Raw genomic sequence first — 17,442 nt, 5'->3', positions numbered from 1 at the left:
CCAGGCCAGCCTCGCGGCCTGCGCGCCTTCGGCGCTCACCCGCAGCGTGGCGGGGCCGGGCAGGTCCAGGCGCTCGCCGGCTGCCAGAAAATAGTCTTCCTCGCAGCCATCGCAGGTGACCCAGGCGCAGCCCTGCAGCACCTCCAGCACGGCGGACTGATGGGCCGGGCAGGCGAGGGTCTGCACGGGTGCGAGCGGCCGCAGGGTCCGGTGTGTGGCCGATGGGACGGCGGCGGCAGGCAAAGAGGGCCGGGCGGCCGGGGTGGGGTGCGTCAGGGAGTTCATGGGATCGACTGTGCTTGGGCGTGCCAGGGCGCACCAGCCACAGTCGCCCGCCATGTCGGCCAGTGCAGATGCGCCGCAGGGCCATCTGTGTGGTACCGGTTGGCACCCATCTGTACTGCTGCATCCATTGCTGGACAGTACAGAATCGCACGATGGACGCCGCCGACACCACGCCCCTTTATCTGCAGATCGCGGCGCAACTGGCCGAGCTGGTGCGCAACGGCACGCTGGCACGGGGCGAAAAACTGCCGTCGGTGCGCGAGCTGGCCCGCCAGCGGGCAGTGGCCCAGAGCACCGTGGTGCAGGCCTACCACTGGCTGGAGGATGCGCGCCTCATCACCTCGCGCCCGCGCTCGGGCTTCTTCGTCGCGGCGCGCCCCGCCAGCCTGCCCGAGCCGACCACGCCACGCCCGCTGCGCCGTGCGCGCGAGGTTTCGGTGGACTGGCTGGGCCAGCGCATCCTGGGGCGCGATCAGCCGGCCGACATGGTGTCGTACAGCAGCGGCACGCCCGGGCCCGAACTCTTCAACCCCGACCGGGTGCGGCGCGCGGTCACCCGCGCGGCGCAGCGCCACCGCCACCTGCTGTGCACCTATCCGTCCTCGTCCGGCCACGAGGAGGCGCGCCGCGCGCTCGCCCGCTATGCCGTGGGGCTGGGCTGCAGCCTCGACCCCGAGAACATCGTGATCACCGGGGGCTGCATGGACAGCATCGTGCTGTGCCTGCGGGCGGCCACGCGGCCCGGCGACATCGTGGCGCTGGAGTCGCCCACGCACTTCTCGTTTCTGGAGGTGCTGCAGGGGCTGCACCTGCGCGCGCTCGAAATCCCCACCCATCCGCGCCACGGCCTGTCGCTGGACGCGCTGCAGCTGGCGCTGGAGACGCAGCCCGTCAAGGCCGTGATGGTGGTGCCCACACTCAGCAACCCGCTGGGCAGCTGCATGCCGCAGGCCGAGCGGCGGCGCCTGGCGCACATGGCCGCGCGCCACGGCATGGCCGTGATCGAGGACGCGATCTACAACGACCTCGTGGAAGTGGACGAGCTGCGCCGCACGGTCAAGTCGTACGACACCACCGGCCACGTCATGCTGTGCGATTCGTTTTCCAAGACCCTGGCGCCGGGCCTGCGCCTGGGCTGGGTGGAGGCGGGCCGCTGGAGCCAGGCGATGCGCGCCATCAAGGACCTGCAGGCCGGCGGGCAGTCGGCGGTGCTGGAATTGGCGCTCGCCGACCTCATCACGCAGGCCGGCCATGCGGCATCGATGCGGCAACTGCGCGCGGCGGTCGCGGCCCGCATGGACGCGGTGCGCGGTGTGATCGCCGCGCATTTTCCGCCGGGCACGCGCGTCAGCGATCCCCCGGGCGGCCTGCTGCTGTGGCTGGAGTTGCCGCGCGCCCTCGACTCGGTGCTGTTGCACGAGGCTTGCCTGGCCGAGGGCCTGCTCATCGCACCGGGCACGGTGTTCAGCGCCAGCGGGCGGTTTCGCAACTGCCTGCGCATCGGCGTGGGCGGCGACTGGACGCCCGCGCACCTGCAGGGCTTGCGCACGGTGGGGGAGATGGCCACCCGCATGCTGCGGTCGGCCGCCATGCGTGTGGCTTGAGACCGCACAGGAAAATCACACGAACTTCGTGCTCCACGAAGTTCGTGTAACATTTATCCCATGAAGAACGTGACCATCACCATGGACGACGCCGCGGCCGAGTGGGTGCGCGTGGAAGCGGCCAAGCGCGGCAGCAGCGTTTCGCGCCTGGTGGGCGAATGGCTGGCCGAGAAGATGCGGCAGGAAGATGCCTATGCCCAGGCCATGCGAGAGGCGTTGAGCTTCGAGAGCTGGGGCGCCTCCGACGGGCCCTATGTGCCGCGCGAAATCCTGTTCCAGCGATGAGCACGACCCCGATCTTCGTCGACACCGAAGTGCTGCTGTCCAGCGTGGACGACCGCGATCCGGCCCGGCAGGCGCGTGCGCGCGAATGGCTCACGTTCTGCTGGCAGACACGCAGCGGCCGCGTCAGCTCGCAGGTGCTCAACGAGCTGTACAACCAGGCCATCCAGCGCTTTCGGGGGCCGCACACGCTGCAGCAGGTGCGCGCGCAGGTGCGGCGCTTTCGGGTGTGGCAGCCGCCGCACCTGGACGCCTACACCGTTGACGGCGCGTGGGATCTGCAGGACCGCTACGGCCTGGGCTACTGGGATGCGCTCATTCTCTCCTCCGCGCACCAGCAGGGCTGCCGCTACCTGCTGACCGAGGCGCTGCCGCACGACCAGCCCATGGACGCCGTGCGCCCCATCAACCCCTTCCTCATCGCTCCCCACGAACTGGACACCGCCGAATGACGAGCCCCGCCACCCCCGCTGCCACGCCGCCCAGCGCCCTCGACCGCATCCGCCCTGACGTGCGCGCCATGCACGCCTACACTGTGCAGCCCTCGGCCGGCCTGCTCAAGATGGACGCGATGGAAAACCCGTTCCGCCTGCCGGCGGACCTGCAGGCGGCCCTGGGCGAGCGGCTGGGCGCGCTGGCGCTCAACCGCTATCCCGGCGACCGCATCGCCGACCTGAAGGCCGCGCTGGCTGACTACGTGGGCATGCCGGACGGCCACGCCATCGTGCTGGGCAACGGCTCCGACGAACTCATCACGCTGCTGGCGCTGGCCTGCGCGCAGCCCGGCACTGGCCAGCGCGCCACGCTGCTCGCGCCCATGCCGGGCTTCGTGATGTACCCCTTGAGCGCGCAGCTGCAGGGGCTGGACTTCGTCGGCGTGCCGCTCACGGCCGACTTCGAGCTCGACGAGCCGGCCATGCTCGCGGCCATCGCCCGGCACCGCCCGGCCATCACCTACATCGCCTACCCCAACAACCCCACCGCCACGCTGTGGAACGAAGGCGCGGTGCAGCGCATCATCAACGCCGCGGGCGCGCAAGGTGGCATCGTGGCCATGGATGAGGCCTACCAGCCCTTCGCCAGCCGCACCTGGATCGATCGCATGCGCGCCGAGCCCGGGCGCAACGCGCACGTGCTGCTGATGCGCACGCTCAGCAAGTTCGGCCTGGCCGGCGTGCGGCTGGGCTACCTGATGGGGCCCAGCGCGCTGGTGGCCGAGATCGACAAGGTGCGCCCGCCCTACAACGTGAGCGTGCTCAACTGCGAGGCCGCGCTGTTCGCCCTGGAGCATGCGGGCGTGTTCGCGGCCCAGGCGGCCGAACTGCGGCACGAGCGCGCCGCGCTGCTGGCTGCGCTGAGGGTGCTGCCGGGCGTCGAGAAGGTCTGGGACAGCGAAGCCAACATGGTGCTGCTGCGCGTGGCCGATGCCGCCCGCACCTACGAGGGCATGAAGGCCCGCAAGGTGCTCGTCAAGAACGTTTCTACAATGCACCCACTGCTGGCCAATTGCCTGCGCCTCACGGTCGGCAATGCGGCCGACAACGCCCAGATGCTCGCCGCGCTCCAGGCCTCCCTATGACCTCTTCTGCACTCGTTCCTTCCGCCCTGTCCGACAGCCCCGACGCCGACCGCATCGCGGAGGTGTCCCGCACCACGGCGGAAACCCGCATCCACGTGCGCGTGAACCTCGACGGCACGGGCGAAGCCCGCCTGTCCACGGGCATCGGCTTCTTCGACCACATGCTCGACCAGATCGCGCGCCACGGCCTGATCGACCTGCGCATCGAATGCGAGGGCGATCTGCACATCGACGGCCACCACACGGTGGAAGACGTGGGCATCACGCTCGGCCAGGCGTTCGCGCGGGCCGTGGGCGACAAGAAGGGCATCCGTCGCTACGGCCATGCCTATGTGCCGCTGGACGAGGCGCTGTCGCGCGTGGTGGTCGACTTCTCGGGCCGCCCGGGGCTGCACCTGCACATCCCGTTCACGGCGGGCAGCATCGGCGGCTTCGACACGCAGCTCACGTATGAATTTTTCCAGGGCTTCGTGAACCACGCGGGCGTCACGCTGCACATCGACAACATCAAGGGCATCAATGCCCACCACCAGTGCGAGACGGTGTTCAAGGCCTTCGCCCGCGCGCTGCGCGCAGCGCTGGAGCGCGACCCCCGTGCGGCCGGTGTCATTCCCTCCACCAAAGGGTCCCTCTGAGGTTTTCGGCTCCATGGGCCTCCAGCGCTCATCCAACATGCGCAAGCAGCTATGAAAAGTGAAGCAAAAACCGTGGCCGTCGTGGACTACGGCATGGGCAACCTGCGCTCCGTCTCGCAGGCCGTCCAGGCAGCCGCCGAGGGCACCGGCTGGACCGTCGTGGTCACCTCGCGGCCCGAGGACGTGCGCGCCGCGCAGCGCGTGGTGCTGCCGGGACAGGGCGCCATGCCCGACTGCATGAGCGAACTGCGCGAATCGGGCCTGCAGGCGTCGGTGCTGGAGGCCGCTGCGTCCAAGCCGATGTTCGGCGTGTGCGTGGGCATGCAGATGCTGCTGGACCGCAGCGCCGAGGGCGACACGCCCGGCCTGTCGCTCATCCACGGCGAAGTGCTCAAGTTCGACCTGGCCGGCCGCCAGCAGCCGGACGGCAGCCGCTACAAGGTGCCCCAGATGGGCTGGAACCGCGTGGGCCAGGTGCGCCATGGCGGCGCGGCGCACCCGGTGTGGGCCGGCGTGCCGGACCAGAGCTACTTCTATTTCGTGCACAGCTTCTATGCGCGCCCGCGGGATGCGGCGCACTGCGCGGGCGAGGCCGATTACGGCGGCCCCTTTGCAGCGGCGATTGCGCGCGATAATATTTTTGCCACGCAATTCCATCCGGAAAAGAGCGCGGAGCACGGCCTGGCGCTCTATCGCAACTTCCTTCACTGGAATCCCTGATCTTCAACCCCTTGCCGGGCCTGCGGCCCGACCTGGCACATCCTTAGCCTTTCCATCATGCTGCTCATCCCCGCCATCGACCTCAAGGACGGACACTGCGTGCGCCTCAAGCAAGGTGACATGGACCAATCCACCACCTTCGGAGAGACCCGGGCGCCATGGCCCGCAAGTGGGTGGAAGCCGGGGCGCGACGTCTGCACCTGGTGGACCTGAACGGCGCCTTCGCCGGCACGCCCAAGAACTACACGGCCATCAAGTCCATCCTGAAGGAAGTCGGTGACGACATCCCCGTGCAGCTCGGCGGCGGCATCCGCGACCTGGACACGATCGAAAAGTACATCGACGGCGGCCTGCGCTACGTGATCATCGGCACCGCCGCCGTGAAGAACCCCGGGTTCCTGAAAGACGCCTGCAGCGCCTTCGGCGGCCACATCATCGTGGGCCTGGATGCCAAGGACGGCAAGGTCGCGACCGACGGCTGGAGCAAGCTCACGGGCCACGAGGTGGTCGATCTGGCCAAGAAGTTCGAGGACTGGGGCGTGGAGTCGATCATCTACACCGACATCGGCCGCGACGGCATGCTCTCGGGCATCAACATCGACGCCACGGTCAAGCTGGCGCAATCGCTCACCATCCCGGTCATCGCCTCGGGGGGCCTGGCCAACATGGCCGACATCGAGCAGCTGTGCGCGGTGGAAGGCGAAGGCATCGAAGGCGTGATCTGCGGCCGCGCCATCTATTCCGGCGACCTGGATTTCGCCGCGGCGCAGGCCCGTGCGGACGAATTGAACGGCGCTGCCTGACGTCTGGTTCCGGCCGCCTCAGGATGCCTTGCGGCGGCTGAGGCGGGTTTTCAGGCGCCGGTCCTTGCAAGCCCCGGTGCCGTGCGATCCGGACCATCGGTCCGGCGGCTTTTCATCCAACGCGATTGCCACCGAGCGCCAGGCAACGCCGGCGCCAGGCGCGCTTCGGGATCAGCAGCCCGTGACGGCCCGCCCTTGGTTCACCGCGGACACGGTCTGCAGCAGGTTCGTCCAGTACGAAGGCAGGGCGTCCCAGGGGTTGCCGACATCCGCCACCGGGTCGTATTCGAGGTTCGTCATGTAGATGGGGCCGGCGTTGTACCGGGCCGAGGCGGCCGTCTGCACGGCCTGCTGCATGTCGGCACAGGTGGCGGTGTTGTGCACCAGCGAGCTTTGGCGGCTGTTGGCCAGGGTGTACAGCCAGGGCGCGGTGCGCGGGTCGTAGCTGGCGTAGGTGCTGTTGCGCCCTTCGAAGGTGACGAGCACATCGGCCACCGCGGCGTAGCCGGCGGCAGGCACCATGCCGGGGTTGCCGATCACGCGCAGGCTGGCGTCCTTGGCCTTGATGTAGCTGTAGATCTCGCGGTAGAAGTCGAGCCGCGTGGTCTCGGAGGCCATTTCGTCCAGGAAGATGCCGCTGATCGCCCCGCGCCCGAACAGCGCGATGTAGTTGTCGATGTTGGCCTTGATGCTGGCCAGCGACCGCGAGCCCGTGCCGTAGCCGGTATAGACATAGCCCACCACCTTGCCGCCCGCCGAAACGAACGCATTGACGGCGCTCACATAGCTGGCCTCCGCCGTGGTGAACACCCCGTTGTTGGGATTCAGGATCGCGGTGATGGACACCGCCGGATTGGCCGCCGCACCGCTGGCCAGCAGGGTCCAGCCCTGGCCCGACGAGGGGTGGAAGTAGGCAGGCACCAGCACCTCCAGTGCCGCGGGTGCCGGGCGCAGATACACCACGCGCGTGGCGGTGACCGACTGGCCCGATACGCTGGTGGTGGCGCTGATCTCCTGCCGGCCTGCCGCGGCGCCGGACAGGGTGGCGGTCGCCACGCCTGCGCGGGTCGCGCTGGTGGTGGAGAACGCGCCGGGCAGGGCGGAGAAGTTCACCGCCGTGCCATCGGCCGCGTCGGCGCCGTTCACCGTGACGCGCGCGCTGATGGCCAGGGCGGCATTCGCATTGAACACGGCCTCGGCTTGCGGAGCGTTCAGGGTGATGGCGATGCTGGTCGGAGTGGGGGTCACCGGTGTCGTCGGGTCGGTGGAGCCCCCTCCACCGCCACCGCCGCAGGCGGCCAGCAAGGCGGCAAGGGACAGGCCGCACCAGCGGGTGATGCGGGCAACGAGGGTGATGCGGGCGGGAATGCGTGGCATGGGGATATCCTTTGCAGCGGGAAAGGGAAGGGTGAGGTGTCGGACAAGGTGGAGGCAATCGGCGTGCCGGGTGCGGATCCGTGGATCAACAGGTGGGCGGCGCGGCGCCCCGGTTGACGGCATCCACGGTGCCCAGCAGGCGGGTCCAGTAGGTCGGCAGGGTGTCCCAGGGGTTGCCTTCCTGCGTGTCGGGGTCGAACGTGTCGTCGGTGACGTAGAGGATGCCGCTGTTCGCGCGTGCCGTGGCCGCAGCGCGCACGGCGGCCTGCATGGCCGCGCAGTCGGCCGCGTCGTGCACCAGGGCGTTCTGGCGCGTGTTGGCCATCTGGTAGAGCCAGCCACCGCTGGCGCGGGGATCGTAGTCGGCAAAGGCCGCGTTGCGGTTCTCGAAGGTCACCAGGGCATCGGCCACGGCGGCATAGGCGGCGTTGGGCACGGTGCCTGGGTTGCCGACCACGCGCAAGCTGGCGCCTTTGCTCTTGACGTAGTCGAAGAGCTGCCGGTAGTAGCTGATCCGGCCGGGTGCGGACGACATCTCGTCGATGAAAAAGCCGCTCACCAGCCCGGTACCGTAGAGGCTGAGATATTTGTCGATGTTGCCCTTGACCTTGCTGATCGAGCGCGATCCGTAGCCGGTGTACACATAGCCCAGCAGCTTGCCCCCCGCCTGCACGAAGGCCGTGGCGGCGGCCGTGAACTCGGGGTTGGCGCGGGTGAAGACGCCATTGCTGGGGTTGAGAATGGCCGTGACGCTGACGGAGGGGTACGCGCTGGCGCCGGCGGTCATGGCGTCCCAGGGCGAGCCCGCCGAGGGGTAGAAATAAGCGGGGACCAGCACTTCCATGGGGGCGGCGGCCGGGCGCACGTAAAGGATGCGCGAGGCGGTCACGGCGTCGCCGCTCGAGGCCACCGAAGCGGTCAGGGTCTGGCGCCCCAGCCCGGCGGGGGTGAAGGTGGTGCCGGCCTCGCCGCCGCGCAGCGCGGCCACCGGCGGCGCAAAGCCGCCCGAGGTGGCGGAAAAATCGACGGGCACGCCGTCAGTGATGGCGCTGGCGACCCCCGCCTGCACCGTGAGGGAGACCGGCACGCTGGCTCCGGCGTCGAATACATCCTGGTCGAGCGGGGCGGCGAAGGCGGCCTGCGCACCTGCCGTGGCGGCTTCGGCTTTTTGCTCGGAGGCTGGTGCAGGTTCGCTGCCGCCGCCTCCGCAGCCGGCAAGTCCTGCGGCGAGCAATCCGGAAGCCGACCACAGCACCAGCCGCAGTGCAGCGCGGCTCGGCAATGCACGATGGATCGCGTTCGGCATGGCACCCCCCTTTTTTCTGGCCTGAATGGATTTCAGTTTTTTGCCATTGTCCACCGAACGCCAGTCGGGCTACTGCAGCATGAAGGTTTCGTACTCCAGCCGGTTGAGTTGGCGCGACAGCAGGTACATGCCGGTGCACAGCGTGAGCAGCGTGGACAGCGCGAAGCCGTAGCCATACAGGGCCGCGCCGGCATACAGCGTGAAGCCGGTGAGCGCGATGTTCAGCAGCACGAACTGCACGCACAGCAGCAGCACGATGCGGCGCTGGTCCAGGTAGAAGAACACGTTCAGGATGGCCATCAGACCCACCTGCAGGCCCGCGCCGATCACCTGCACGTGCAGCAGCGGCAGGTACAGCCGCGAGATGCCCAGCACGTCCAGCAGCGCCGGGCCGGCCACGAAGGTGACCAGGATGGCCAGCGTCTGGATCTTGCCGATCTCGCCCAGCCCTTGCTGGATCGAGTAGACCATCTCGTCGCGCATGGCCTCGATGTATTCGAGCGAGCCGCCGCTGCGCACCGCGTCGTAGAACTTGTCGTAGTACTCGACGAAGTCGGTCTCGATGCGCACCAGGAACACCGCCATGCCCGGAATGATGGACAGGTAGGCCAGGAACACCGGCAGGTCGTAGATGAGCGATGCGCGCAGCCCGCCGATGATGTTCTGGGACGTCGGCGGGAAGTACCAGAACATGAACTTGTCGATCCAGATCCCGAAGTTGTAGAGGAACCCGATGGCCACGAGCGACGGATACAGCAGCTTGCGCTCCGCGAAGTCGAACGCGATCAGCCGGCCCTTGGGGTTGAACTCCTGCACCACCAGGATCCACATGCCGGCCAGCAGCAGGTAGTTGCCCAGCACGAAGCCCGTCAGCAGCCCCTCCAGGCCCCAGGGGCGCATGAAGAGCGAGCCGATCACGATCACCGCGTAGGCCAGACCGAACAGCACCACGATCTCCTTGTACCGCTTCATGCCGGACAGCAGCACCGTCAGCACCCATACGTCGCACATCAGGGTGAAGCCTGCCAGCATCAGCATGCGGTACACCAGCCCCAGGTTGGGCAGCAGCAGGAACAGCGCGATCGTGCCCAGGGCACCGGCCACGAGCGTCACCACCAGCAGCAGCCCGTGCAGGTTGGGCAGGATGAGGTCCTTGCGCTTTTCGAAGAGCCGGTCGGACACGAAGCGCGTGAAAGCCAGCTGCACCAGCCCCGTGAGAATCAGGCTGCCCGCCACCATGTAGGTGACCGAGGTCTGGAACTGCGTGACCAGAAAGCCCGGTACCACCACGCTGGCGCTGAAGATACCGATGAGCAGGATGCCCACGATGGAGAAGACCCACGGGCCCGAGCCGATGACGCCCGCATAGGCGTAGGCCTGCACCAGGCTCACCAGCGTGTTCTTGCGCAGCATGCGGCGCAGTTCGAATCCGATGCCAGCCATCAGCGGGGGCCCTCCGTCTTCTGGAACGCGGTCTCATACACGCGGCGGTAGCGGTCGAACATCATGGTGTCGGTGTAGTAGCGCTCCACGCGCGCAATGGCCGCCCGGCTGGCGCTCTCCCAGGCGGCGGGGTCGTTGAGCAGCGACAGCGAAGCGTCGGCCAGGCGCTGCGGGTCGGCGATCGGCACCACCTTGCCCGAGGCGCCCAGTGCCTTGTCTTCATCGTCCAGCCCTTCGATGAGCTGGCGGCACGAGCCCACGTCGGTGGACACGGTGGGCACGCCCGCGGCGTAGCCCTCCAGGATCACCAGGGGCAGCGCCTCGCTGATCGACGACAGGATCACCAGCCCGATGCGCGGCATGAGGTCTTCCACGCGCTGAAAGCCCAGGAAGCGGATGTTCTGCTCCAGCCCCAGGCTGCGCACGAGGTTCGTGCATTCCTGCGCGTAGGCCGGGTCTTCCTCGGTCGGGCCGGCGATCCAGCCCTCGGCCTGCGGCAGCTGGTTGACCACGCGGCGCATGGCGCGGATGAACGTCTTGATGTCCTTGATGGGCACCACGCGGCCGATGAGGCACAGCACTGGCGGCACCTGGGCCGGACGCTTGTCGCGCAGCGGCGCGAAGCGGCCCAGGTTGATGCCGTTCGGGATGTTGAAGGTGCGCGATGCCTCGGCGCCATCGGTCACCTGCCGCAGCCGGTTGGTCTCGTACAGCGCGATGATCGGGTCGGCCGCCGCGTAGCAGTAGTAGCCCAGCCATTCGAAGAACTGGATCCACATCTGGCGGAAGTACGACAGCTCGGTCGGGTCGCGCTGGAAGATGTTGCGGTTGTCGCGGATCCACTCGCTCTTGAAGAGGTCGATCTTGCGTTCCTTGGTGTAGATGCCGTGCTCCGACAGGATCAGCGGCACACCGCGCGCCTGCTCGATCAGCCCGCCGAGAAAGCCGGCGTAGCCCGTGGAGGCGCAATGCACCACGCGCACCGGAATGAGCTGCTGCGCCACGCGGGCCAGCGTCCACAGCGGCTGGTACATGATGCGCACCGTCCAGAAGTAGTCCACGAACGACGGATCGGTGCAATGGTCGCGGTAGCTCTTGCAGATGATTTCCCAGGCCCGCTCGCTGTAGAGGAAATCCTCCAGCGGCAGGCGCCCGCCCGGCTGCATCTGCTGGGTGATCTCGCGGAACGCGGCCATCGTCTGCGGGCTGCGGTCGCCCGTGCGGAACGACTCGACCAGGGTGTGCACCATGTCCAGGGCCGCGCGGCTGCCCTTGCGCCGTGCGGGCAGGGTGCGCACGCCCAGGTGGTCGTAGAGGTAGTGCTCCTCGAAGTGCACGACGTTCGGCGGCAGCTCGTACTTGAACGCGGAATAGTCCTCGCGGCGGCTGCCCAGGAAGACGATGGCAAAGCGGTATTCCGGGTAGGCGCGGATGATCTGGTTGATCCAGCTCGACACGCCCCCGCTCACATAGGGGAAGGTGCCCTCCAGTAGCAGGGCGACGTCTGCCTCGCTGGCTTTGGGCCCTGTCATGGCGCACTCCAGTAGTCGAGGACGGGGCGCAGCCGGGGCAGCGCGCGCCATTGGTTGAGCTGCTGCACCAGTTCGCGCGTCTGCGCGAAGTCACGCCGCTCAAAGCACAGTTCGGCCTGGTAGGGCAGTACGCGCGTGGCGGGCAATCCCAAGTTGCGGGCGAGCGCGTAGGCGGCTTCGGCCTCGTCCACGCGGCCCAGCAGGTGCAGCAGGCGGCCGCGGCGCAGGTTCAGTTGCGGATGGTCCGGCTGCTGCGCCAGCACCTGGTCGCAATACTGCAGCGATTCCTTCACGGCGTGGTCGCGCAGGTCGCCCTGCACCAGCTCCTGATAGACCAGCTCCCAATACAGGTCGGACAGCCGGAAGGCCGATTCGACGGTGAGCGGCCCCGGCACTTCGCCTTCGGTTTCCTTGGCCAGGCGAAGCGCATCCAGTTCGCTGTCGATGGTGCGGTTGATGCGCTTTTCCAGGGTGTCCAGCATGCCGTAGGCGAGCAGGCGCAAATCCTCGCTCGGATCGCTCAGCACCGTGCGCAGCAGGGGCGAGGCGATGCGGCCGGACACGTGCTGCAGCGCCACCATGGCGCGCATGCGCGTCTGCATCGGGGCCTGGCTGTTGCCCAAAAAGGACCTCAAACCGGACTGGCGAAAGCTCCCCTGCATGCGCTGGTGGCGATCGAACTCCGGCAGCCGCAGCGATTCGAAGTCGCCCTGCGAAGAAGGGCTGCGGTAGATGCGCAGTACCACCACGGCGGCGATCACCCCGATGAATCCGACGATGGGCACGGCATAGCTGAACACCGCCATCAGGCCCAGCACCGGCGCGCGGGGCCTGGCCTGCTCGCCCGACAGCAGGGGCAGCAGAAAGAAGGACAGCATCACGCAGGCCAGGGCGTGCACCAGCAGGTAGCTCGACAGGGCCGCATCCGTGTGGCCCTGGAGCAGCGCGGGCCCGCTCCACGCGCCGATCTCCAGCAGCAGCGCGGAGATGGCGAACTTGATGTTAAGCATGGGCCATTCCGTTGAGCCGCTGGAGCACGGCCAGGGGCTCGCCGTTCAGCGCGATGATGTGCGGAAAAACGCCGGCCTCGGCCAGCGGTTTGCCGCTTTTTTGGCCTGACCAGATCTCCAGGCGGTTGATGTAGCCCTCGGCGGTGGCGTTGTCGCCCAGCGGCATCAGCATGGCCAGCACCTGGCGTTCCTTGCCGGTGATGAGCCAGCTTTCGTCCAATTCGCGTTTCAGCCGCTCGATCTGGCCCGGAAGGCCGGCCTCGATGGCGCGCGGCAGGAACTCCAGCGCCACGATCACGCTGGGCACCTTGGCCGTGTCGCGGATGTGGGCCAGGCGCTGCGCTTCGAAGGCGAAATCGGCGGGGCACTCCGGCAGCTCCTTCAGGATCGGCGCGGCCACTGTCTGCATGGCCAGGCCGTCGGTGTAGTAGCCCAGCAGCAGGTTGATGGTCTGCAGGTTCTCGGCCTGCAGCGAAAAGAACGGCATGTCCTCGATCACCAGCAGCCCGTAGATCTCGCCCCCTAGATCCAGCAGCGGCGCGGCGGCGAGGTAGCGGGTCTGCTGCTGGTCCGCCAGCATCTGGCTCACGTGGCAGAGCTTGCGGGTTTCCAGCGCCTGCTGCACGAGCGGGTCGCGCGCGTCCAGTTCGGCACCGCTGCCGATGCGGGCCACGGCCCGGGCTTCGATGCGGTCTTCGGTGGCGGCATACAGCGCCGCGGATTCGAGCTGGCAGTACTGGGCCAGCAGCCGCAGCAGGGTCTGCGCGCCCTGGGCCGCATCCTCTTCGGAGCCGCCCAGCGCCTGCAGCGTGGACAGCGCATCGCGCATGGACATCGGCCGGCCGATCAGCTCCTGCTCCAGGCGGTCGTGCGACAGGCGCAGCAGGTAGTACTGGCGCACCAGGTGCTCCAGGCGCTGGTCCAGATACAGCTGCACGTTCTCGGCCCGGCGGGTGCGCGCCTGCCAGAGGCTGGAGAACTCGCCCACCAGCATCACGAGGATCAGGCCGCCGAGAAAGAAGATCTGCGGAAAGGTGTCGTAGTGCCCGAAGTTGAGCGCCAGCCAGCCGGCCAGCAGCACGCAGGCGCCGCCCAGCCCGGCCAGCGGGCCGTAGCGCAGGGCCACGATCACGGGGGCCAGCCAGGACCAGGGGAACGCGGCCTCGCTCCACAGCGGGTCGAAGGGCTCCAGCAGCATGCCCAGCGCGAGCGCGATGATCGGCAGCAGCAGCGTCTCGCCCAGCATGATGGCCGGACGGGTGTCGGTGTCGGCCAGCTTGCCCAGCAGGTTGGTGGGCAGGTGCCGCACGCTCGGCTTGGCCGGCGGCTCGGGCGCGGCCGCGCCGACGGTGCGCCGCCGCTGCTCCGCCGACGAGGGGGTCTCTGATGCCATGGCTTCAGCGGGCTCGGGCCAGGCCGGAATCCAGCAGGTCGCGGATCAGCTTCTGCGCCACGCCGGAGAGGGCTTCGCGGCTCCAGCCGCTCTTGCCGCCAGTGCCGCTCCAGATCGTATCGCCGGAGGCCACATCGATGATCTGCAGCGTCACGCCCGCGGCGGGCTCGCCGTCCACGCCGACCTTGTAGCGCCATTCGTCCACCGCCCCCGTGAGGGCGTATTTCGCTTGTTGCTCGCGTGCCCAGGCCAGCACTTCCTGCTGGCGCTTGGCGTCGCCCGCATCGAACAGCGCTTCCTGCTGCGTGGTGGTGGGATAGCGCTGGATGCGGCCCACGCCGCGCGCATGCAGCAGGGCCTGCGCAATGGCTTCGGCGCGGTTGCCGGCCAGCGGAGTCTCGGTGTGGTTGGCAAACGGCAGCACCACCCACGTGGCATTGCGCTCCAGCGCCGGAGGCTCGCCCCGGTCGATGGTGGAGCAGGCGGCCAGCAGCAGCAGGGCGCCGCCGGCGGCGAAAACTTGCAGGCGTTGCAGCAGGGTGCGGTGGTGTTGCATGGTGGATTCCTTTGGAGACGACATCAGAAATGGAGACGGTAGGTGAACAGCAGGCTGCGCGTGAGGCCCTGCAGCTGCAGGCCCGACTTGCCCACGCCCCAGCTCAGGCCCAGGTGGTCGGCGCCGAGCACGCTGCCGGCCATGCCCAGGCGCAGTTCGTAGCCCGGGCCGAGCACGCTATGCCAGGTGCGGCTGGCCGTGGCGAACGGCAGCAGGGCGCGCGTGTATTCCTGCTCGTAGCGCATGTTGGTGGACACCTGCAGGCCATAGAAGCTGAAGCTCTCGGGCAGGAAAAAGTCCTGCCCCAGCGGGCCGGCGTTCACGGGCACGTAGCGGCGCACTTCCAGGTCCCGCGGCGCGAGCGTGCTCAGGTCGCGCCGCGAAAAATCGTGGTGCGACCAGAACGCGCCGAACTCCAGCAGCGGCGTTTCCTGCCGGTAGGTGTGCGTGTAGTTGATCGACGTATGGCGGCCGCTGCCCAGCGAGGCGCCGGTCTGCAGGGTGTAGCGCTCGTCGGCATAGCCGATGGTGAACTGGTCCTGCCGCGTGGCCTGGTAGCGCAGGCTGGCGCCGGCGCGGTCCTTCATGCCGGCGATGCGCAGCGCCAGGCTTTCCTGGCTGGGCAGCTGCATGCCGAGTTCCATGCGCAGGGTCAGCCGGTTGTCGATGCGCTGCTCGTGCTCGACCTGCAGCGGCGTGTAGGCCAGAAAGCTCTCGCGGCGGCCGGCGCGGAACATCGTCTCGCCGTCGGGATGGCGCCAGCGCACCTGCACGTCCAGCGCACGCTCGTCGGGCGGGTTGCGCACCACGAGGGCATTGGTGGCGTGCCGGCGGATGCTGATGAAGTTCACGTCCATGGCCAGCCGCGGGCTGATGGCGATGTGGAACACCGCGTCGGCCTCGCTCTCGTCCATGCCGCCCAGCTGCTGGAACTGCAGTTTCGTGCCCGCGTGGTCGCTGAAGGCCAGCAGGCTTTCGGTGAGCTGCAGGTGCAGGGGCTGGTCGTCGTGCTGATCCTGCTGGGCGTCGAAGGCGGCGGTCTGCGCGAGGCGGATGTCGTTCACGGCGCGCGCCGCGTTCACGCGGTCGTAGCGGGGCAGGCGTTCGTCGAACTCCTGCAGCAGCTGGCCCGTGGCGGCCTTGTCGTCTTCGGCCAGCGCGACCGTGATCTCGGCCCACAGCGGGCGGTTGCTGCGCACGCCGCGGCTGCGGGCGTACTGGTGCCACAGGAAGCCGCGCTCGGCCGTGTATTCGCCGGCGTCCTGCAGCCAGCCGATGGCCGTCTCGGCCGCCGCGTTGGACATGCCACCCTGGGCGTCGCGGTCCAGTCGCAGCAGTTCACGCAGCACGTCGACCGAGGGGTCGCCGGGCCGCTGCGTGAGGAACAGCCGGGTACGGGCGATGCGCCGGGTCTGGTCCAGGCCCTCTTCGGTGAGCCAGCGCTGGCGCGCCTGCGCGGGCGTGAGGCGCACGCCGCCGTCGCCCTTGCGCACCGACTTCCATTCGCGCGACAGCAGTTCGCGGCGCAGCCGCCACGAGCGGTCGGACTGCTGGTTCTGGTCCAGCGCGTCGGCGTAGTTCATGAGCCACAGGAAGTCGTCCTGGTGCTCCCGCAGGTGCGGCGTGAGGTAGCGGTCCAGCGCCACCTGCGGCAGCGACAGGGCCTGGTAGGCCGCCGCCAGCGCATCGTGCACATCGCTGTCGCGTGCCCAGCTGCGCTCCTGCGTGGCCAGCAGGGTGCGCAGCGAGACGGCATCGTTGCTGTCGATGAACAGCCACATCAGCGCCTGGCGCATTTCCGACGAATCGGGGCTCAGCCGCAGGCCGGCTTCGAAGTGCCGGCGTGCCTCGGGCAGGTTGCCGGTGTTATGGTAGTAGGTGCCTGCCAGCCGCAGGAACTCGGGAATCTGCCACAAGCGCGCCAGCGAGCGCCGGGTCGCCGTGGGGCTCGCGTCCAGCTGCGCGAGCAGGGGGCCGAACGCCTCCCACCGGCTGCGGCCCGAGTACAGCGCCAGGGCCTCGACCAGGTAGCGCGGCTCGTCGAACCGCTGCCAGGCCAGCACGGACACGCGCGCGGCCTCCAGCGGCTGGTCGGTGATGAGCAGGCGCACCAGGGCGTCGAAGTCCGACACGTCCGTGCCCTTGGTTTCCACCAGGCGCCGGTAGGCCTGCACGGCCAGGTCATTGCGCTCGCGGCTTTCGGCCAGCTGGCCCGTGAGCCGCCAGAAGTCGGTCTCCATGTCCTGCGCGGGCAATTGCTGCTGCTGGGCCGTCTCCAGCCACTTCAGGCCTTCGTCGGGCCGGCCGTGGGTGAGGGCGAGAATGGCCGCGCGCATGGCGCGGGCAGGCGTCACCTGGGCCTTGTCGGCCAGCAGGCGGCGCCAGTTGTCGAGCGCGAGGGTGGGCTGGCCCGCGCGTTCGGCGAGGTTGGCCAGCAGTTCCACCGCCTGCGGGCTCTTGGCGTGGTCCTTCAGGTAGTCGATGGCGGGCTGCGGCTCGCCGATGCGCTCGTAGGCATCCACCAGCGCGCGCACCAGGTTGAAGTCGTCGGGCCGGCTGCGCAACTGGTGGCGCAGGGCGAGCACCAGCGCGCCGTCGTCGAACTGGCCCGGCGCCAGGCGCAGCACGGCCTGCCAAGCGGCTTCCTTCTGCGTCTGCCGGGCGATGAAGAGCCAGTTTTCCAGCGCCGGGGCGGGGCGCTGCGTCCATTCGGACACCTGGGCCAGCCGCTCGCGCCACGCCAGGTCCTGCGGCTGCTGCTGCACGGCGGCGTTGGCCAGCGCCCAGGCGTCGTCCAGCTTGCGGTTTTCGAGAAAGACCTCGTAGCCCAGCGTGTAGATCTTGTCGTCGAAAGGCAGGCCGGGCGGCGGCACGTTGCGCGGCGCGGGCCGCGCGGCCGGTGCGGCGGAGGCTGCTG

The 17,442-nt window shown here is 68.8% G+C and carries 15 protein-coding genes and 2 pseudogenes; 7 read left to right on the top strand and 10 right to left on the bottom strand.

The features are described from left to right. On the bottom strand, positions 1–285 hold a 285-nt coding region (locus AC27IQ_RS09810), incomplete at its 3' end, for a DUF2917 domain-containing protein (RefSeq protein WP_487089348.1). A gap of 152 nt (positions 286–437) precedes the next feature. Between AC27IQ_RS09810 and AC27IQ_RS09805 the strand changes: the two genes are divergently transcribed. The 7 genes and pseudogenes from AC27IQ_RS09805 (at position 438) to hisA (ending at position 5,908) form a co-directional block, all read left to right on the top strand. After that, a complete protein-coding gene (locus tag AC27IQ_RS09805; protein ID WP_487089347.1) occupies positions 438–1,889 on the top strand; it encodes an aminotransferase-like domain-containing protein in 1,452 nt (483 codons plus the stop codon). Positions 1,890–1,949: 60 nt separating this feature from the next. Then, positions 1,950–2,174, top strand: a complete 225-nt coding sequence (locus AC27IQ_RS09800) for a CopG family transcriptional regulator (RefSeq protein WP_284396732.1) — start codon at positions 1,950–1,952, stop codon at positions 2,172–2,174. Next, positions 2,171–2,623 (top strand): PIN domain-containing protein, encoded by a 453-nt coding sequence (locus AC27IQ_RS09795; RefSeq protein WP_284429932.1) that lies wholly within the window; start codon positions 2,171–2,173, stop codon positions 2,621–2,623. Before AC27IQ_RS09800 ends, AC27IQ_RS09795 begins: the two co-directional genes overlap by 4 nt. Further along, complete coding sequence (locus AC27IQ_RS09790; protein ID WP_487089346.1) at positions 2,620–3,750, top strand: pyridoxal phosphate-dependent aminotransferase; 1,131 nt, start codon at positions 2,620–2,622, stop codon at positions 3,748–3,750. Before AC27IQ_RS09795 ends, AC27IQ_RS09790 begins: the two co-directional genes overlap by 4 nt. Further along, on the top strand, positions 3,747–4,385 hold the full coding sequence (gene hisB / locus AC27IQ_RS09785; protein WP_284429934.1) for an imidazoleglycerol-phosphate dehydratase HisB: 639 nt from the start codon (positions 3,747–3,749) through the stop codon (positions 4,383–4,385). Before AC27IQ_RS09790 ends, hisB begins: the two co-directional genes overlap by 4 nt. Before the next feature lie 51 nt (positions 4,386–4,436). Then, complete coding sequence (gene hisH, locus AC27IQ_RS09780) at positions 4,437–5,105, top strand: imidazole glycerol phosphate synthase subunit HisH (protein ID WP_284405133.1); 669 nt, start codon at positions 4,437–4,439, stop codon at positions 5,103–5,105. 57 nt (positions 5,106–5,162) lie between these two features. Next, positions 5,163–5,908: pseudogene (hisA, locus tag AC27IQ_RS09775) on the top strand (1-(5-phosphoribosyl)-5-[(5-phosphoribosylamino)methylideneamino]imidazole-4-carboxamide isomerase). Between the two features lie 171 nt (positions 5,909–6,079). Here the strand turns inward: hisA and AC27IQ_RS09770 are convergent. The 9 genes and pseudogenes from AC27IQ_RS09770 to AC27IQ_RS09730 form a co-directional block, all read right to left on the bottom strand. Further along, complete coding sequence (locus tag AC27IQ_RS09770; RefSeq protein WP_317352573.1) at positions 6,080–7,285, bottom strand: spherulation-specific family 4 protein; 1,206 nt, start codon at positions 7,283–7,285, stop codon at positions 6,080–6,082. A gap of 85 nt (positions 7,286–7,370) precedes the next feature. Next, positions 7,371–8,591, bottom strand: coding sequence for a spherulation-specific family 4 protein (locus AC27IQ_RS09765; RefSeq protein WP_487089345.1), 1,221 nt, complete (start codon positions 8,589–8,591; stop codon positions 7,371–7,373). Between the two features lie 69 nt (positions 8,592–8,660). Next, entirely contained in the window at positions 8,661–10,034 is a 1,374-nt protein-coding gene (gene pelG / locus AC27IQ_RS09760) for an exopolysaccharide Pel transporter PelG (protein ID WP_284396747.1), read from the bottom strand. Beyond that, positions 10,034–11,566: a GT4 family glycosyltransferase PelF gene (gene pelF / locus AC27IQ_RS09755; RefSeq protein WP_284429937.1), complete on the bottom strand. Its 1,533-nt coding sequence runs from the start codon at positions 11,564–11,566 to the stop codon at positions 10,034–10,036. Before pelF ends, pelG begins: the two co-directional genes overlap by 1 nt. Beyond that, positions 11,563–12,576 (bottom strand): tetratricopeptide repeat protein, encoded by a 1,014-nt coding sequence (locus AC27IQ_RS09750; protein ID WP_487089344.1) that lies wholly within the window; start codon positions 12,574–12,576, stop codon positions 11,563–11,565. The genes pelF and AC27IQ_RS09750 overlap by 4 nt, the downstream gene beginning before the upstream one ends. Further along, the gene (locus AC27IQ_RS09745) at positions 12,569–13,969 is read right to left on the bottom strand and encodes a PelD GGDEF domain-containing protein (protein WP_487089343.1); all 1,401 of its coding nucleotides are present in this window, start codon (positions 13,967–13,969) and stop codon (positions 12,569–12,571) included. Before AC27IQ_RS09745 ends, AC27IQ_RS09750 begins: the two co-directional genes overlap by 8 nt. A gap of 4 nt (positions 13,970–13,973) precedes the next feature. Continuing rightward, positions 13,974–14,525, bottom strand: a complete 552-nt coding sequence (locus AC27IQ_RS09740; RefSeq protein ID WP_284429940.1) for a penicillin-binding protein activator LpoB — start codon at positions 14,523–14,525, stop codon at positions 13,974–13,976. Between the two features lie 23 nt (positions 14,526–14,548). Then, positions 14,549–16,108: a hypothetical protein gene (locus AC27IQ_RS09735; RefSeq protein ID WP_487089349.1), complete on the bottom strand. Its 1,560-nt coding sequence runs from the start codon at positions 16,106–16,108 to the stop codon at positions 14,549–14,551. Continuing rightward, positions 16,091–16,861 (bottom strand): annotated as a pseudogene (locus AC27IQ_RS09730) (tetratricopeptide repeat protein); the annotation flags it as partial. The gene AC27IQ_RS09735 and the pseudogene AC27IQ_RS09730, both read right to left, overlap by 18 nt. Positions 16,862–17,442 lie beyond the last annotated feature (581 nt).

This window comes from Acidovorax sp. KPB24-07 (genome assembly GCF_057543315.1).
Note: the sequence above shows the minus strand (reverse complement) of the source record. Positions and strands in the feature narration are given on the sequence as shown.

Bases quoted from the DNA above. Each gene is read 5' to 3' on its own strand.
- AC27IQ_RS09805 (WP_487089347.1), top strand. From the start codon at position 438: ATGGACGCCGCCGACACCACGCCCCTTTATCTGCAGATCGCGGCGCAA.
- AC27IQ_RS09800 (WP_284396732.1), top strand. From the start codon at position 1,950: ATGAAGAACGTGACCATCACCATGGACGACGCCGCGGCCGAGTGGGTG.
- AC27IQ_RS09795 (WP_284429932.1), top strand. From the start codon at position 2,171: ATGAGCACGACCCCGATCTTCGTCGACACCGAAGTGCTGCTGTCCAGC.
- AC27IQ_RS09790 (WP_487089346.1), top strand. From the start codon at position 2,620: ATGACGAGCCCCGCCACCCCCGCTGCCACGCCGCCCAGCGCCCTCGAC.
- hisB (WP_284429934.1), top strand. From the start codon at position 3,747: ATGACCTCTTCTGCACTCGTTCCTTCCGCCCTGTCCGACAGCCCCGAC.
- hisH (WP_284405133.1), top strand. From the start codon at position 4,437: ATGAAAAGTGAAGCAAAAACCGTGGCCGTCGTGGACTACGGCATGGGC.
- AC27IQ_RS09770 (WP_317352573.1), bottom strand. From the start codon at position 7,285: ATGCCACGCATTCCCGCCCGCATCACCCTCGTTGCCCGCATCACCCGC.
- AC27IQ_RS09765 (WP_487089345.1), bottom strand. From the start codon at position 8,591: ATGCCGAACGCGATCCATCGTGCATTGCCGAGCCGCGCTGCACTGCGG.
- pelG (WP_284396747.1), bottom strand. From the start codon at position 10,034: ATGGCTGGCATCGGATTCGAACTGCGCCGCATGCTGCGCAAGAACACG.
- pelF (WP_284429937.1), bottom strand. From the start codon at position 11,566: ATGACAGGGCCCAAAGCCAGCGAGGCAGACGTCGCCCTGCTACTGGAG.
- AC27IQ_RS09750 (WP_487089344.1), bottom strand. From the start codon at position 12,576: ATGCTTAACATCAAGTTCGCCATCTCCGCGCTGCTGCTGGAGATCGGC.
- AC27IQ_RS09745 (WP_487089343.1), bottom strand. From the start codon at position 13,969: ATGGCATCAGAGACCCCCTCGTCGGCGGAGCAGCGGCGGCGCACCGTC.
- AC27IQ_RS09740 (WP_284429940.1), bottom strand. From the start codon at position 14,525: ATGCAACACCACCGCACCCTGCTGCAACGCCTGCAAGTTTTCGCCGCC.
- AC27IQ_RS09735 (WP_487089349.1), bottom strand. From the start codon at position 16,108: ATGAACTACGCCGACGCGCTGGACCAGAACCAGCAGTCCGACCGCTCG.